Source organism: Pseudomonas sp. URIL14HWK12:I6, from assembly GCF_000514195.1.
GTDB classification, from domain to species: domain Bacteria; phylum Pseudomonadota; class Gammaproteobacteria; order Pseudomonadales; family Pseudomonadaceae; genus Aquipseudomonas; species Aquipseudomonas putida_A.
Map to the genome: position 1 here is coordinate 177,542 of NZ_AZVL01000005.1, position 15,700 is coordinate 193,241.

The 15,700-nt window shown below is 51.5% G+C and carries 13 protein-coding genes; 6 read left to right on the forward strand and 7 right to left on the reverse strand.

Annotated elements, in window-relative coordinates; translation table 11 throughout:
* Positions 1-28: 28 nt before the first annotated feature.
* Both H043_RS0110890 and H043_RS0110895 read right to left on the reverse strand, forming a co-directional pair.
* Positions 29-1,009 (reverse strand): ketopantoate reductase family protein, encoded by a 981-nt coding sequence (locus H043_RS0110890; RefSeq protein ID WP_027611882.1) that lies wholly within the window; start codon positions 1,007-1,009, stop codon positions 29-31.
* Positions 1,010-1,166: 157 nt separating this feature from the next.
* The gene (locus H043_RS0110895) at positions 1,167-2,795 is read right to left on the reverse strand and encodes a methyl-accepting chemotaxis protein (RefSeq protein WP_027611883.1); all 1,629 of its coding nucleotides are present in this window, start codon (positions 2,793-2,795) and stop codon (positions 1,167-1,169) included.
* Positions 2,796-3,540: 745 nt separating this feature from the next.
* Between H043_RS0110895 and H043_RS0110900 the strand changes: the two genes are divergently transcribed.
* Positions 3,541-4,500, forward strand: a complete 960-nt coding sequence (locus H043_RS0110900; protein ID WP_027611884.1) for a DUF4145 domain-containing protein — start codon at positions 3,541-3,543, stop codon at positions 4,498-4,500.
* Positions 4,501-4,864: 364 nt separating this feature from the next.
* Here the strand turns inward: H043_RS0110900 and H043_RS0110905 are convergent, their stop codons facing one another.
* The 3 genes from H043_RS0110905 to H043_RS0110915 all read right to left on the reverse strand — a co-directional run bounded on the left by H043_RS0110905 (position 4,865) and on the right by H043_RS0110915 (position 8,524).
* The gene (locus H043_RS0110905; RefSeq protein ID WP_027611885.1) at positions 4,865-6,136 is read right to left on the reverse strand and encodes an acetyl-CoA C-acyltransferase; all 1,272 of its coding nucleotides are present in this window, start codon (positions 6,134-6,136) and stop codon (positions 4,865-4,867) included.
* 301 nt (positions 6,137-6,437) lie between these two features.
* Complete coding sequence (locus H043_RS0110910) at positions 6,438-7,055, reverse strand: response regulator transcription factor (RefSeq protein WP_027611886.1); 618 nt, start codon at positions 7,053-7,055, stop codon at positions 6,438-6,440.
* Complete coding sequence (locus H043_RS0110915; RefSeq protein WP_256214180.1) at positions 7,052-8,524, reverse strand: ATP-binding protein; 1,473 nt, start codon at positions 8,522-8,524, stop codon at positions 7,052-7,054. The genes H043_RS0110910 and H043_RS0110915 overlap by 4 nt, the downstream gene beginning before the upstream one ends.
* A gap of 615 nt (positions 8,525-9,139) precedes the next feature.
* Here H043_RS0110915 and H043_RS29725 point away from each other — a divergent pair.
* Together H043_RS29725 and H043_RS0110920 are read left to right on the forward strand one after the other, a co-directional pair.
* Positions 9,140-9,391 carry a DUF1272 domain-containing protein gene (locus H043_RS29725; protein ID WP_081730211.1) on the forward strand — a complete coding sequence of 84 codons (252 nt, stop codon included), beginning with the start codon at positions 9,140-9,142 and terminating at the stop codon, positions 9,389-9,391.
* A 187-nt stretch (positions 9,392-9,578) separates the two neighbouring features.
* Positions 9,579-10,094 carry a TetR/AcrR family transcriptional regulator gene (locus H043_RS0110920; protein WP_027611888.1) on the forward strand — a complete coding sequence of 172 codons (516 nt, stop codon included), beginning with the start codon at positions 9,579-9,581 and terminating at the stop codon, positions 10,092-10,094.
* Between the two features lie 132 nt (positions 10,095-10,226).
* Here the strand turns inward: H043_RS0110920 and H043_RS0110925 are convergent, their stop codons facing one another.
* Positions 10,227-11,348 (reverse strand): alkene reductase, encoded by a 1,122-nt coding sequence (locus H043_RS0110925; protein WP_049827857.1) that lies wholly within the window; start codon positions 11,346-11,348, stop codon positions 10,227-10,229.
* An 87-nt stretch (positions 11,349-11,435) separates the two neighbouring features.
* The gene (locus H043_RS0110930; RefSeq protein ID WP_027611890.1) at positions 11,436-12,212 is read right to left on the reverse strand and encodes an SDR family NAD(P)-dependent oxidoreductase; all 777 of its coding nucleotides are present in this window, start codon (positions 12,210-12,212) and stop codon (positions 11,436-11,438) included.
* Between the two features lie 1,276 nt (positions 12,213-13,488).
* Between H043_RS0110930 and H043_RS0110940 the strand changes: the two genes are divergently transcribed.
* The 3 genes from H043_RS0110940 to H043_RS0110950 all read left to right on the forward strand — a co-directional run bounded on the left by H043_RS0110940 (position 13,489) and on the right by H043_RS0110950 (position 15,671).
* Complete coding sequence (locus tag H043_RS0110940) at positions 13,489-14,187, forward strand: isochorismatase family protein (RefSeq protein ID WP_027611892.1); 699 nt, start codon at positions 13,489-13,491, stop codon at positions 14,185-14,187.
* 150 nt (positions 14,188-14,337) lie between these two features.
* On the forward strand, positions 14,338-15,129 hold the full coding sequence (locus H043_RS0110945) for a type 1 glutamine amidotransferase domain-containing protein (protein WP_027611893.1): 792 nt from the start codon (positions 14,338-14,340) through the stop codon (positions 15,127-15,129).
* Between the two features lie 146 nt (positions 15,130-15,275).
* Entirely contained in the window at positions 15,276-15,671 is a 396-nt protein-coding gene (locus H043_RS0110950) for an ester cyclase (protein WP_049827858.1), read from the forward strand.
* The last annotated feature ends 29 nt before the right edge of the window (positions 15,672-15,700 follow it).

The window sequence follows — 15,700 nt, forward strand, 5'->3', positions numbered from 1 at the left end:
TGATGATATTCCGGGTTTACTCGAGCAGCTAGCCAGGTAACACACCGAGCTTTTTCGCTCTCATACGAGCCAAGGCGTACACCGCACGCACCCGTGGCATGGGTGCACCGGCCAGTTCGGCGACGAAGACCAGAGTACCCAAGATAGCCTCGATTTCGACGGGTTTATGCCCGTCGACGTCCTGGAGCATCGATGTCTTGACCTTTCCGAGCTTGCGAGTAATGGCAATGCGTTGCCGCGCATCAATCTCTGGAGCGACGTTTATCCGAATTCCAAGCTCTAAGATCTCGTTCATCATTTCAATGAACAAATCGTTGAGCAGTGGATCATCAATCATCTCATCGGTGGAACTGTCTACCAGAAGACTGACTGGATTGAAACACGCATTACCGAGCAGTTTTAACCAGATTTCCTCACGTACGTTTTCGCAGAGAAAGGCATTAAAACCTGCCTGCTCGAACAGATGAGTGATGTCTGAAAGTCGCCGACTCTTCGTCCCGTCCAGCTCCCCAAACGCAATCTTGCTGCCTGATATGTGCTCGATCACACCGGGACTCAAAACCGTGCACGACGGAAAAACCACGCAACCGATGACAGCATCCACAGGCAGATTGGCTTCGATCACTCCGTCAGGGTCAACAGCCGTCAAGCGCGTTCCTGATAATGCCGCAGAGGATTTGAGGAAGTACCACCAAGGCAACCCATTTATCGCGGGTATGATCACCGTATGCGGGCCGATCAGTGCCTTTGCGTTTTGGACGGCGATAGGCAACGAGGGTGCCTTGACGGCGAATATGACCAAGTCTTGAGTTCCAAGCTCCTCAGGCTCCGACGTCGCACGAAGTGGAGCGATTAAAAGATCATGGCCTGTCTGCAGACGCAATCCATGCTCTTGTATCGCTGCAAGCGTCGCGCCTCGGGCGACGACGCTGACATCATGTCCAGCGTCGAATAATTTGCACGCAAAAAAACCTCCGATTGCCCCGGCACCGACAACAGTAATACGCATGGTTATTCCTATTTAAAAAAAGAAATATCAAGCTCAAGTGGAGCTCTGAAACATGGACTAGCTGTACCTGTACCGTGCTGACGCTCGCCGTAGTGTCACTGAAGGTCTTGAGTGCCTGCCGGCATAGTGGAGCGACAATCTGTAGCCCAAAACGGGCTCAGATCGAGAAGCGCGCGACTACCTCATTCAATCCGACTGCCAGCCTAGATAACTCCACGCTAGCCCCGGAAATTTGATCAGCGCTTGTGGCCGAGTGGCCCGATAAATCACGAATATTGACCAGGCTTCGGTCCAGTTCCCGGGCGACAGCGGCCTGCTGCTCGGATGCACTGGCGATTACAAGATTACGGTCTTTGATCAGAGATACTGCGCCTGTCACACGTTCGAGTGCACCATTGACCGTCAATGCACGCTCCAGTGTCTGATCTGCCTGGTTGGCACTGAGCTGAAGAGACTCGACGGTAACGGTGGTACTGGCTTGAATGCTGCTGATGATCGACTCAATCTCTCGAGTCGAGCCTTGTGTACGCAGCGCCAGAGAGCGAACTTCGTCCGCCACTACAGCAAAACCTCGCCCGGCTTCACCGGCCCTGGCAGCTTCAATCGCAGCGTTGAGTGCCAACAGATTGGTTTGTTCCGCGATACCTCGAATAACTTCCATAACCCTGCTGATGCCACGTGCCTGATCCGACAACTCATTGGCTTGCGCAGAGGCGCTGGACACCTCTTGGGTCAATGTTTGAATGAGACCTACGATTTCTGATACTTGCCTATGACCATTGCGCATCTCTTCGTCTGATTCTTGAGAAAGCTCCGACGTGGACACCGCATTGCTGGCTACTTCGTCCACCGCTGCGCTCATCTGATTGATGGCGGCAGCTGCCTGCTCGATTTCGCTATTCTGCTGTCGCAGACCGCGGTTGCTTTCGCTCATGACCGCGCTCATTTGCTCAGAGGCAGAGGCTAATTGGCCCGCGGAAGTATTGATTAGAGTGATGGTTGAACGAAGGTTTTGCTGCATGTCCTGCATCGCAAAAAGGAGCATGGCTGGCTCATCATGACCCTGTGGTTTGATGTGCTCATTCAAACGTCCTGCAGCGATGGATTCCGCGGCATGCAATGCTTGAGCGATAGGATTGACGATGCTCTTTGTAAGCCGCCATGCCAGCATCACAGTAAGCATCGAGGCCGCGCACAAGACCAGCAAGACCACCGCAACCGCGCGTTCGTAAAGCTGTTGTGTTTCTTCGGTAGCCTTGGCAACGCCCGCCTGGTTCAAGAGAAGCAATTGTTCTAAATGTTTGCCCATCGATCCTCCGGAGTCTGCCAACTCCTTGCTTAACATCATGGATTCGTCTGGGTTGGGTTGACTGCTTTTGAGCAGTTGCAGAAGCCGATCAAGATGATGAAGGTATGTCGCCAGGTCGGCCTCCAGGGTATCCACCAGCACGCGCTCTTCGGCTCCTGCATTTCGCACCTTATAACGCTCAAGCTCCTGGACTAAATTGGCCCTGGACTCAGCAATCAATCCCTCACTTTTTGATCGCATTTGGGGGGCATCATTGGAGCGGATACGCACGCTTTCGATCCGTAGAACGCCGACTTGGCTGCTGAATGCTTGCAGGGTCGCCATTCCAGATAACCAATAATCGTTTATGTGCCTCGTCATCCGGTTCAGTTCAGCCATACGCGAGAGGCAAAAAAGCCCGGTGAGCAACAAAATTAATGTGATTGCACTGAAGCAAACAGCGGCACGCTTTCCTATAGTGAGCTTTCTCAGTAGCACATTAATTCTCCATCAAGGGAGCTGTTGCCCCCTACCAGCCTCAGTTATATCGAAGGAGTGGCGAAAGGCCATTCGAATCGATCCTCGAGTGAAGATAGGTGAGCGTGACCTGTTGGTCAGTACTACGTTACGGTGACCGACTAGCACCATAGTGGTACGGCCTATCACCTTTGGAGTATTTGTTCGAGCGAAGACGCTGACTGGGGAGTTTTTCCATGCAAGGATTCGCCATCCGACGAACAATTCATAGGAAGCACCAGCTAGCTATAGAGAGTTATTTTGAAGCCCGTGTAAGCATCTGGAAAAACCACCTTCCGAACCCAGCATTAAGGATGATGCGGCCGCGTAATTTTTAAGCAGATGCGATCACCCGTATCGCCAGAATTTCCATGCGTCAATGAATCTCTTATCCGAAACAGTTCAAAGCCCAGATCGTTTAGAAATGCCTGCACCTGAAGCAACTGTGTCCGTTTTCGCCGTCACTCAAGGGATCAACGTCGATGCCATCTGCAAATGAGTGCCGGTCTATCGTGACCAGGCGAAGCCCTGCTATCCGGCGGGCTTTTTTATGGACGTTCACATGAGACTGCGATCGTTTTCAGCGAAGTTGTACACAGTCAGAGCTGGGCAGCGCCTTCTGGCTGATCTCTTACGTTCAGGGAGCTCCCCGGCATGATCTCACTTGAGTATTATCTGTCTTCGCGCTAATCAATCACTTACGAGCGGCCACTTTAAGGAGCTGTCCATGCAGGAAGCTGATCACCCACCGTTGATGCCGAAGAGTGCGTTCGACTTTTATCTAGACGAACGGGATGTCTCGCGCCTTTACCTAAAAGCCGGGATTATCCGCAATTGCTTGGAAAACCTTTTCAGAACTGTCCTCGTTCACCTGGTGGATCCTAAAGATGGTGGAGCTGTGGGCAACGCAAATCTCGCCAAGCGCATCGACCTTCTCAAACACTTCTTTCCACAAGATGTCATTGAGTCTCTCCACCGCATTCGGAAATTGGGCAACGATGGTGCCCATGAGGAAAATCACAAGAAGCTATCAAACGAGCGAATCCGAACGGGTCTGCGCGATCTAGGCCTGGTCTGTGAGTGGACAATCCTCACGTACTTTAAAAAGCACGGACTCAGATCGAAAGCCTGGGTTGCTATGTTGTTCAGTACTCTGCCTCCGGTCTACCGTGTTCGAATCCTGAAGCAGTTAGTCGACGCTAACACACTCGAGCAAGCGCAGGTCTTTGCCCAGCAAGAGATTACAAGGGAGTGGAATGAGCGGAGAGATCAGGAAAATTTTATCAGGTTCAGTCAGGGGCTTCCCTTCAATGACCAGACGCCAGAGGAAACCGAGGATGAAGCCAAGATCTCGAACTTTCTGCTGATTATGAACAAGCTCGCAGTGGCGCTCGTGAAGAACCAGCAGTTCGATGAGGGCTTCCAATTTATCCATGATATGCGCGAGCAGGGCTGGATGACCGATGCAAATGCTGCCTACACGTTCAGCTATTTGCAAAAGCTGCAGGCCAACTTGCATCGATTCCCGATCGCAACCACGATGGAAGAGGCTCGTCGAAACCTTCAGGAGGTACTTCCCCTCATCGCGGAGGAGGAGGGTGCTCTTTTCACTACCTTGTTTTCTGCGATTGTCTTGGGGCGTCCAGAGGACTTGGCAAATCGTGAAGCTGGTGGTGAGGCAGAGTAGGAAGCGGTCAGAGTTAACCCGCTTCATTCAGCGCGGGGCGAAGCACATCTATACAGCAACCAGCAGCTAGAGTCGTACGCCGGTTTGTCCGCATCACTGGACCAAGGCCGAGCGATCGATTCGCATCCTACTCGTGAGTAGAAAGGAACGTTCCAAGCCACCTTCGTAATTGTTGTCAGCATTACGAACCTCAGGTTGCTTGAGCGAGCATAGTCCTTTGCCGTCTCAATTACCTTGGCTCTTAATGCCGGAGTTCGGGGGGGGAGTTCAGCGAACGCATACATACGTTTTCGTTAGGTATGTAAAACAGCGAAAAAAGCGCGCATGTAAATACAGGCGCGCCTTTTGGGATCATTACTTAGGCTCAGACGTTTTCGAGCAATGCCACTGTGCCATGGCCACCGTCAGCGCAAACACTCACGATTGCTCGGGCGCCCTTAGGCATACCGGCAAGCTCTTTCACTGCTTGACTCAAGTCGCGTGCGCCTGTTGCGCCAAAGGGATGACCGATAGCTACGGATCCCCCATTTGGGTTGACTCGTTCACGTGGAAATCTGCCAAAGTCTTGGGTGATACCGGTACGTTCAGCAATCCAGCTTGGTTTTTCCAGTGCGGCAATGTTGGCCAGAACTTGCGCTGTAAAAGCCTCATGAATTTCCCACAATGCAATGTCTTCATACGTTAGGCCATGTCGAGCGAGCAAACGGGTGATGGCGAAAGGGGGAGCCATAAGAAGGCCATCCACCTTCCAATCAACTGCTGCAACCTCGTAATCTATGAGCTTGACCGCAGGACCGGCATTCAGTCTTTTCAAGCCTTGTTCAGAAGTGACCCAGAGCCCCGCAGCACCATCGGTGATCGGAGTTGAATTACCCGCCGTGAGCGTGCCTTGGCCGCTTTTTTTATCGAAGACAGGCTCCAAGGACGCCAGTTTTTCCAGCGAAGTATCAGCGCGCGGATTTGCGTCTTTCGCAAGCTCCGGCAACGGAATGACCAAGTCAGAAAAAAAGCCATTTTCCCAACCTGCCGCCGCACGCTTATGCGTGTTGTACGCCCATTCATCTTGGGCTTGGCGAGAAATACCCCACTCCTTGGCAGTTATCTCCATGTGCTCGCCCATGGTCAATCCGGTTATCCGATTGGCAAAGCCTTTCACAGGCAGAGCAAAATCCTGAGGCGTTAATTTGCTTAAAGCCGCCGCCGCTTCTGCGGGATTTTTAGCGAGCAAAGTACGCAAATGATCAGTAGCTGCCGGCGTCAGTCCTATAGGTCCGCGACTCATTGTTTCAGCCCCTCCCACCAGGGCGACGTCGACGCCTGGGCCAATCATACCAGCCGCGGCGAACGCCGCAGTCATGCTAGTGGAGCAGGCAAGAACGATTGAATACGCAGGAACCGTAGGATCAAGTTTTGCGTCCAGCCAGATCTCCCGAGCTAAGTTGCTCCAGCTGAGGTTGGGGATCACAGTGCCCCAGATCAGGAGGTCTGGTCGGCCATTCTCAATCTGCTTCGCCATTGCATTTACAACGGGTACCGACAGCGATAGCGCATCATAGCCAACGAGAGCGCCGCCGCCTCGCCCAAATGGAGTCCGCAAACCTGCAACGAGAAATACATCTTGTTTAAATCGAGACATGGGAATTTCCTCTTAAGGCAAGGGGAGGGGCTTCATTACCTAAACGGCGATTATCGAATCTTACCGATCGACAAAAGGCATAACTCCTTGCTTTATCGCAGCATCAGATCGTCGTGCTCACCAAACCTACCATTTAGATGATCGAAACTATCACAATGAAAATATAGTCACAACACGAAATCTAAAGGCTCTTTAGGCGGGTAGAGCAATGTCATTAGTCACTGTCGTTACGACCCAACTCACGGTGATTTCTCTCAGCGATCCAGGCGGTGCAAGCTCTCTGGTCAAAACTGCATAGGCCTCATTCACCCTGATGCATAGACAATAATTGCGCCATTCGAACCAGCTCAGCGAAGGACTTCGCTTGCATTTTTTTCATGACAGATCGTCGATGAATTTTTACCGTGAATTCACTAAGGGCGAGCTCTCCAGCAATGTGCTTGTTCATAAGGCCAGCGGTCGCCAAAGCCATTACCTGCTGCTCTCGTGATGTCAGACCGCTGTGCCGCGCATGTAGCTTGATGACGTTCTGATCACGCATCCGACGCTGGCGATCTTGCTCGAGTGCCTCCATCACCGAATCCAATATGTCCTGATCACGGAAAGGCTTGGTTAGAAAATTGATAGCACCGGCTCGCATAGCTCTCACACTCATAGCAATGTCACCATGGGCCGTTACCACGATCACCGGGATGCAATCCTTTAGCTCGCTCAGGCGGGCCTGAAAATCAAGGCCACTAACACCCTTCAGGCGCACATCCAAAATCAAGCAGCTTGGAACGTCGGGACGAGGATGCAGCAAGAACTCCTGAGGCGAAGGAAAGCTTTTCACTCGCAGATCGACGGAGCGCAAAAGGCTGCTCAAAGCGTCACAGAGCGCTTGATCGTCATCCACAATAAACACGCAGGAATCACTCATGTCTCAGGTATCTGCGTCAGTGCTGGCAAAGTAAAAGAAAACGTCGCACCCTGTTTTTCCTTACATTCACCCCATATCGCCCCGCCATGCGCTTCAATTATCGAACGACAGATACACAAGCCAATACCCATGCCGTTCTCTTTTGTGGTGAAAAATGCATCGAACAGGATGGCTTTATTTTCTTCGCCTATTCCCGATCCACTGTCTTCTATTTCCACGACTATTGTTTGATCCCTATGTCGAGTACGCACATGGATATCTCGTGTCCGGCCATCAGCGAACTCGATAGCTTGCATCCCATTCATGATCAAATTGATGACGACTTGCTGGAGTTGGACTGGATCGCCTGAAACATGCAGAGAGCGTCCCTCCGCATATCTGATGATATTGACTCGATGATGATAGATCTCACGGTCAAGCAGCGTCAGGGAGTCAGTCAGCACGGCCTCGATATCCAATAGCTCGTATTTAGGTATGCTTTTACGTGTCCACGCCCGAATACGAAGGATCACTTCGCAGGCTCTTCTGGCGTTACTGGACACCCGTTCCATCGCAGCTTGAGCTTCATTCAGATCTGGCTCGGTTCGTCTTAGCCACCGTAATGCAGCTTCTGCATTTGTGGTGATGGCAGCCAATGGCTGATTGACCTCGTGAGCAATCGAGGTTCCCAATTCGCCGAGCATAGTCAAACGGCTCACGTGCGCTAATTCCGTCTGTGAGCGATGCAGCGCTTCTTCGGCGCGGCGTTCGTCAGTTATGTCGTTGTTACTGGCTAGAATTGCCTGGGGACGACCGCTGCTGTCTTTGTACAATGACCAGCGGCTTAGAATGATGACCTCCTTACCCGTACGGGTTGTTTCCATCAGCTCGCCTTCCCAGTAGCCGTTGGTTAGTAGTTCATCTTTTATAACGGGCAAGGGAGTAGATGAGCGGGTGTTGAGTAAGTCCCAACACTTGCGATTTTTAGCTTCGCCTTCGCTCCAGCCATAGAGTGTGTGCGCACCGAGATTCCAGCCACTGATCGAGCCGTCGATCGTGCATACGATGATTGCGTCATGTGTCTGCGCGAGCAATTTCAGTTGTGCTTGCAATCTGTCGCTGAATTGTTTGGTTGTCACAGCCAGCCATCCTGCAATGGCAATGGCCACCAAGCTGACCAGGCAACGTGCGAACGCTGCGCAAAGTAGGTTGTCATGCGAGTTAAAAAAAGCAGCCAAGGTGAGGCAGGTGCAGGCAAGAGTCAAAAGGCCGATGCCTTGAGCAGAAAAACTTCTCATGGCGATCATGATGACCAGGACATAGAGAACCGCGACGGCAATATCCAGAGATGTCAAAGCATCGGTGATGAAGATAGCTGCCATCACGGCAGAGACGAGAGAAATGACTACGAAGTCGGTCGAGCGGTCAGTCAATTCCACGATTCCATGCGAAAAAAATGGCGGCGAATCGATTTCTTCATGACTAACCACCGATCTCCAACCTGAAATATCGGATGAAAGAGTAGGGGACAAAACAATATAAATCTATCGATAGATAGACATTATCTGAAAAATCCACCAAACCCATCGACAGGGAAAACTGAAAGGTTGGGACTTATCGCTCGAAATTTTCGACGTCGTTCCGGCATTCGCTGATGGTCTTTCGCTTCTCAACGTCACGCCACCCTGTCGCGCGTTAAACGTTTTCGCCACGCAAGCTTTGAGTCGTTCGAGATCAGGTGGGGGGCGCGACAGGGTTCCTTGCAGCGCATTTCCTACCGTTGCTGTGAGTTGCCTGCTCTCGTCAAACAGTGCCCGAAACGACCTTGCCGCCCGCGTATACGCGCACACTGGTCCCGCTGAAAAAATCTCCAATTGCGACGACATTTTCAACGCAAAAAAGCTATGGCAGTCTATCTTCCGATAGATCAAATTTACTGCGCGAGTGCCTATGAAGAGCTAATCTGATAAGCGAAATGATTGAAGCACAACAGCACATGCTCGTCCGCCAGCAAGAAACCAGTCGCAGGTGAATACCTGCTCAATTCGTATCCAGCCCATTCTTAGTCATCAGCGATGACGTCAGACATAAAAAGGAGAATCCGAATGCTCGCGTTGCGACCCAATTGTGAATGCTGCAATAAGGATCTGCCGCCTCAATCAACGGAGGCAATGATTTGCAGCTTTGAATGCACCTATTGCCAGGATTGCGCACAAACCAAGCTTGGCGGGATCTGCCCTAATTGCGAAGGCCAGCTGGTCATGCGCCCGATTAGGCCCATGGACAAATTACAAGAGTTTCCCGCATCAACAGAACGAATTCACAACCCCCAAGCCTGTTCTGGATCCGCTACATGACTGGTCTTTAACAAAGGCCGGGCTACGCCCACCCAGGTACACCCGCTCAATGGCGATTGTGGCTATTTGGGCGGGTTTTCTGCTTATGAAGACGCGCTCAATCAGCTAACAATGCCAATTTCACTCAGGCACCCACGTACACATGGGAGCAGTTCGTGCTTGTAAGAAATCAGCTAAGGAACAATTTATGAGCGACAACGCGATAGCCATTATGGACGCTGCAGAACGAAGAATGCGCCTCGGCGGATTCAATGGATTTAGCTTTCGCGAGATCGCCGCGGATGTCGGTATAAAGAGCTCGAGTGTGCATTATCATTTTCCAACCAAGGAACACCTTGTTGCGGCGGTCATTCGACGTTATACCGACCAGGCCGCCGAAGAAATTGATGCAGAATATTTGCCCGACTCTAATACCGTACAAGTCTGGACACGCATTTTTCGCCAAACCTTGTACTGCGCTGAGCGGATGTGCCCTTGTGCAGTATTGGGCGCGATGGCTCGGGATCTCCCTCCGAAGGTCGCGACAGAGATTCAAGGCTTTTTCAACATGTGCTTGAACAAGCTTGCCCTGCACGGCGTACAGCCGGATGACGCCAGCGAGTTATTGTCGACGCTGATGGGAGCTCAGGTGCTTTCAAACGCGCTTGATGACGTCAACGTCTACGATCGAGCTACAGCCAGATTAGAGCTCGGCAATAAATAGACGATCTCAGGCTAGCTGCCTGAGATTCCGACAAAGCCCCCACCGATATTACGTTTCACTCTGTACCGAACAAATGGCTAAGCCCAATGAGTAGGCGAAGCCATCCTAATTTTGTTAGGTATCCGCACAGTCTTAGGCCTGATCAGAGAACGGATAGTCTGTGTAACCACGTTCGTCGAACGCATAGAAGGTACTGCGATCATAAGGGTTGAGAGGGAGATTCTGTTCGATGCGTCTGGGAAGATCCGGGTTTGCAATGAAATGTCGACCGAACGCAACGAGGCTGGCATCTCCGTTTTCAACGCTTATTTCTGCTGTTTTCGGTTCAAACCCGCCGGCGGCAATGATTGGCCCGTGAAAGTAGTTCCCGAGTTCTTGAGCCGCCACTGGGTCGTGGCCGTCAGCGATCAATTCTGCTCCTTTGATTCTCGGCTCTATGACATGCAGGTAAGCAATATCGAGATCATTCATGCGCGCTGCAATATAGCTGAACGGCGCTCGGGGATCGCTATCAGCCATACCGTTGAATGCGCCGCTGGGCGCAATGCGTACTCCCACTCGGCCGGCGCCCCAGATTGAAATCATGGCTTCCACCACCTCGGTGAGAAGTCGTGCGCGGTTCTTGATCGAACCGCCATAGGTATCGGTTCTTCTGTTGCTATTGTCCTGGAGGAACTGGTCCATCAAGTGTCCGTTCGCAGCCATTAATTCAACCCCATCGAACCCTGCTACTCTGGCATTCGCGGCTGCGTTGCGATATTGCTCAACAAGTCTGGGAATTTCGTGTGTTTCCAATGCGCGGTGCGGCGAAGGCAGTTGAAAGCCACCGGGCGTCGATACCATGTTGATCTCGTCTGCCCAATACGTAGGGTCGACAGAGGCAGAGATAGGCGTTGAATGGGTAACAGAGGTATGTGAACAGCGACCTGCATGCCAGAGTTGCATGATCATGCGTCCGCCCTTTTTGTGAACGGCATTCACAATCTTTTGCCAGCCCATGACCTGTTCTTTGCTGTAGATACCTGGGGCGCCGTGATACCCATGTCCAGATGGCGAGACGGCTGTTGATTCACTGACGATGAGACCACCATCGGTTCCTCGCTGGCTGTAGTACTCCAACATGAGATCGCTGGGAACACCGCTGGGTCGATGCGCTCGCAGCCGTGTCAGGGGGGCCATTACGATACGATGTTTGAGCGTGATTTTTCCGATTTGTATTGGCATAAAGAGCGCGTTCGAAATACGTGTTTGCATTTGAACTCTCCTGGACAAAAGGGGCATCCTGCCAAGGTTTATCCGCTGTCGTGAGATATCGGCCTCATCGCTTTTTGAATGAGGTCATCACTGCCTGCCAGCCATCACTCCACCATCGACGGGTAAAATCACTCCCGTTATCCATTGGGCCTGATCCGATGCAAGGAACAGGAGCGCCTCTGCTGCATCGGCAGGTTGGCCATTGCGACCGAGTGGATGCAATGCGTTGAAGGTCGGCAGAACGACTTCCACTTGTTCAGGTGTCAGAAACGTTCCATACACTGGAGTTTCAATGACGGCGGGGGCAATCGCATTTACGCGAATGTTAAAGGGAGCTAATTCGATGGCCAGGTTTTTAACGAGGGCATGCACACCCGCTTTCGCTGCCGAGTAAGCCGAGGAGGGCGTTGCACCGATTGCTTGTGATGCCCACATTGAGCCCGTTTGCACGATAACGCCTCCTCGCCCGAGGGCTTTCATCGCTTTGGCAGCCGCCTGTGCGACAAAAAATTTTCCCTTGAGATTGATGTCGAGAAAACGGTCAAATTCGGCTTCGGTAATATCAAGGAAGGATTTGGGACCAAAGACGCCTGCGTTGTTGAATAGAACATCGAGACGTCCAAATCGTGCGAGTGCTGTTTTCACCATCGCATCACCCGTCGCAGGCAAAGTAACGTCTCCAACATGCACAGCCACACGCTCGCCGCTAGGATCAATATCCTTGGCGACCAATTCGGCTTTAGCTGCATCGCGACCATTGATTACAACTGACCCACCTTCGGCAATGAAGCGCGCAGCGACCTCCTTTCCAATGCCCGAATTGCCACCGGTGACGATTGCTACTTTGCGCTGAAAACGCATCATCTTTTTCTCCTCTAGAAAATCTATCGATAGATAGACAGGTCAATTGGAATAGTTCCAGATCTGATCGCCGTCAAGTCAGATCTTTCGATGCAGAGAAAAATGTCGAGCCGTTTAAGCGCTGCCTAGCGTCCCGAGCAGTACAATGTGCGATGCAGCGTATTGCATTCGCAGCATCGTGCCTGGGTAACCATTTTTAGGTTTTCCTCCTTGATACCTTCAAACGGGGTGCTTTACTACGGACGCTCAGACACCTTTGCGTGCCAAGTTTTGGGGGATGTGCATTCTTCGGGAATCGTGATTTCAGCGAAGGCGACAAAGTACAAGCCAGCCCACAAGGTGATCTCGGCCATAGAAAATTGCTCACCGGCCACATACGGCGTTGAGAGCACACTATCAAAATAGTGCATCTCGTCGACGGCGCTATTGCGTTCCAACGCCCCCCCCATTCGGTACGTCCTTGCCATTGAGGTAGTCTGTACGCCTCCATTGTCGGTCCTGCGCCTGGCGTCTCGTAGTGAAAGTAGTCGCCCACGGCGTAGAGCAATTCGCATTCGGCGCGCTTTTGCATCATGTGAATGATTGCTTTGTCTTTGGGCGTAATACCCGTCAGTACTGATGATTTTGTCGCTTCAATTCACAATGAAAATGCCCAAAATTTTGCAGGCGCCTGCAAGACTTGATTGAGCCATGTGCTAACTGGCGAGGCTCCAAGAGCGATCGAATCCATCAAGAACTTGCGAGTGATGGCGCTGAGCGCCTGTTCCTAACCGTCGTATTTCGCTGTCACTTGCATCGGCGACAGTTAGCGACTCGCTAAGCACCCGCCGAATCTTCCCCGCCAGTTAGCAAAGCCCAGATGGAACCACAGCGCATTATTCGTCGCGGAACCACATGCAAGGCGACGTTTCGAACCGGCATGGATTGCTTAAACCATTTCTACCCTGGCGCGTCGCGTCAGGGTTCCTGCAGCGCGGAAATGACGCCTTGTTGGCGCGCGACTTACGACCTTCAACAGAATAAAAAAACCCGCTTGACACTTTGGATGATGAGCATTAACTTAATTTTAGTGAAAACTCATCAGCTAAAACGACGAGTAGCTACCAACCTGATGTAGTCACGTGCCGGGTTACTGCGGGTTTCACCGATGCAGGTCAGAACGATCGAGGCGGTGCTGTTGGCTCATTCGATTGTGCCCAAAAAACAGCGATCCGGAATCGATCGAAGGCGATAACGACCTGAAACTCTCCGACGCTTCATCCTTCATAGGACTTACCAAATGGTTACCTTTACGCATCAGATTCAGGAAGTGAAGCTTGATAAAGAACGGACCGCTTTGGTCTTGGTGGACATTCAGAACGACTTTCTTACTGACGGCGGCAAATACTTCGTCATGATTGAGGAGTTGTTGAAGCGGAACAATGTGAACGCCAATCTGGAAGCTCTTCTTCAAACAGCCAAGGACAATAGCTTTCCGGTTTTCATGTCGCCGCACTACTTCTTCCCGCATGACCACCATGGTCATCACGGCCATACCCATCTCAGCCCGATGGAGGACCTGGCCCTCAATGGTGGTGTGGTTGCACGACAGAGCGCGCTCAATTTCGAGGGAGTGCAGGGCTCGGGAGCCGATGTGCCTGACCGTTTCAAAAAGTATATGGAAGACAGCAATACAACCATTACATCTCGCCATGTCTCATATGCTCCGACCAACGATCTCGTACTGCTATTGCGTCGCCGAGGGATTGAGAAAGTCATCATGGCAGGGCCGGTCGCAAATCTTTGCCTCGAAGACCATATGCGCAACCTCATCCAAAACGGTTTTGAGGTTGTGATGGTGCGCGACGCGGTCGCTGCCGCGGCAAACGAGGAGGGTTCCGGTTACGACGCCGCGATGATCAACTGGCGATTCATGGCTAACGCAGTGTGGACCACAGAAGACACTGTTCGCCGCATGACAGAAGTTACAAAGACCTGACACATATTCGGCCTGTCCAAATCCGACTTCAGTAAATGACGAAGTCGGATGATGATGCGACATGCAACTACGTTGAACATTGGCTTATCAATTCGAAATATCACGAACGGAAGCGCGAAATGCTTCCTCTCACACCTGTAGGAGATAGTCATGAGCAAAGGCACTATTCTAGTCGTCGGTTCAAACGCGACTCAGCTGGAAGCACAGGGCGGCGGCACAATTACAATTGGGCAGTTCTTAAACGAGACGGCCATACCTTTATTGGCACTTGGCGAAGCGGGTTACGATTTCGTTCTCGCTACTCCGACCGGCGAAAAGCCGCATATGGACCAAGATTCTGATGCACTGATCTATTTTGCCAACGATGATAAAGCTCGTACTCGAGCAAGGGATTTCTTTAACAAGGACCCTGCAATGAACGAAGTTCAGACGGTGCGCACAGTAATTGATGATGGCCTCGATCGATTCGCTGGCGTCTTCTTTCCGGGTGGCCATGCGCCTGTGGTGGACTTGATGCAAGATTCGGATGTGCGTGAGGTACTTCACCACTTCCATATTAACAACAAACCTACCGCCGCTATCTGTCATGGGCCAATGGCGATCATTGCAGCGCTGGACAATGCATCTGAGTTCCGTGCTGCTCTGATTAATGGAGATCGGGCTAAAGCCCGCGAATTAGCTCAGGATTGGCAGTATGCCGGCTATCGCATGACTGCCTTTTCGCGCAGCGAAGAGGAATACGCCGAGGATAACGTTTTCCACGCCAAGCTTCTCTTCAACATGCCCGATGCTCTACAAGCAGCCGGCGGTGACGTCATCACAACCGATAAGGATTTTACGTCGTTTGTGATCGTCGATCGCGAGCTGGTAACCGCACAAAATCCTATGTCGGATCACGAGCTGGCCAGCAAGTTTATCGAGCTGCTCGAACACTCAGCATAAACAATGCTGCATCTTCGTCACGGTTAGAACAACGTTTTCGTCTAGCTTCGTCAATTGTCACCCACAAACATCGCTTTCGGATGTTTGCTGGGTGGCATACATCTCATTGGCATTACTTACGTTCATTTCAAATCAAGGACCAAATCATGACTAATACCAAAACCATTCAGGAAAAAAACAAGGAGATCGTCGTAGCCTTCTATAAGGAAGCTCACTTTGATGGCGATGTCGACGGGGCGATTGCTCGATACGTCGGTAATACGTATGTTCAGCACACGCCCGGTGCTGCCGATGGCGTCGAAGGTCTACGTGAATACATCAATGTTTTTCTGAAGGTCTTTCCCAATGCCAAGGGCGATATCCGTCGCGTAATTGCTGAAGATGACATAGTCGCCGTCCATGCCCATTGGACTGGTTTGATTAGTCCTAATGGCGATGTTGGTGTCGATATCTTCCGAGTAAAGGATGGCAAGCTTATTGAGCATTGGGACGTCATTGCACCAATCCCTGATACATCAAAAAATCAAAACACAATGTACTGACCATCCGCGCGAGGGTTGTTTACAACGAC

What these genes read in the sequence shown, in the direction of transcription:
- H043_RS0110890 (WP_027611882.1), bottom strand. Translation starts at nt 1,009, where the DNA reads ATGCGTATTACTGTTGTCGGTGCCGGGGCAATCGGAGGTTTTTTTGCG.
- H043_RS0110900 (WP_027611884.1), top strand. Translation starts at nt 3,541, where the DNA reads ATGCAGGAAGCTGATCACCCACCGTTGATGCCGAAGAGTGCGTTCGAC.
- H043_RS0110905 (WP_027611885.1), bottom strand. Translation starts at nt 6,136, where the DNA reads ATGTCTCGATTTAAACAAGATGTATTTCTCGTTGCAGGTTTGCGGACT.
- H043_RS0110910 (WP_027611886.1), bottom strand. Translation starts at nt 7,055, where the DNA reads ATGAGTGATTCCTGCGTGTTTATTGTGGATGACGATCAAGCGCTCTGT.
- H043_RS29725 (WP_081730211.1), top strand. Translation starts at nt 9,140, where the DNA reads ATGCTCGCGTTGCGACCCAATTGTGAATGCTGCAATAAGGATCTGCCG.
- H043_RS0110920 (WP_027611888.1), top strand. Translation starts at nt 9,579, where the DNA reads ATGAGCGACAACGCGATAGCCATTATGGACGCTGCAGAACGAAGAATG.
- H043_RS0110925 (WP_049827857.1), bottom strand. Translation starts at nt 11,348, where the DNA reads ATGCAAACACGTATTTCGAACGCGCTCTTTATGCCAATACAAATCGGA.
- H043_RS0110930 (WP_027611890.1), bottom strand. Translation starts at nt 12,212, where the DNA reads ATGATGCGTTTTCAGCGCAAAGTAGCAATCGTCACCGGTGGCAATTCG.
- H043_RS0110940 (WP_027611892.1), top strand. Translation starts at nt 13,489, where the DNA reads ATGGTTACCTTTACGCATCAGATTCAGGAAGTGAAGCTTGATAAAGAA.
- H043_RS0110945 (WP_027611893.1), top strand. Translation starts at nt 14,338, where the DNA reads ATGAGCAAAGGCACTATTCTAGTCGTCGGTTCAAACGCGACTCAGCTG.
- H043_RS0110950 (WP_049827858.1), top strand. Translation starts at nt 15,276, where the DNA reads ATGACTAATACCAAAACCATTCAGGAAAAAAACAAGGAGATCGTCGTA.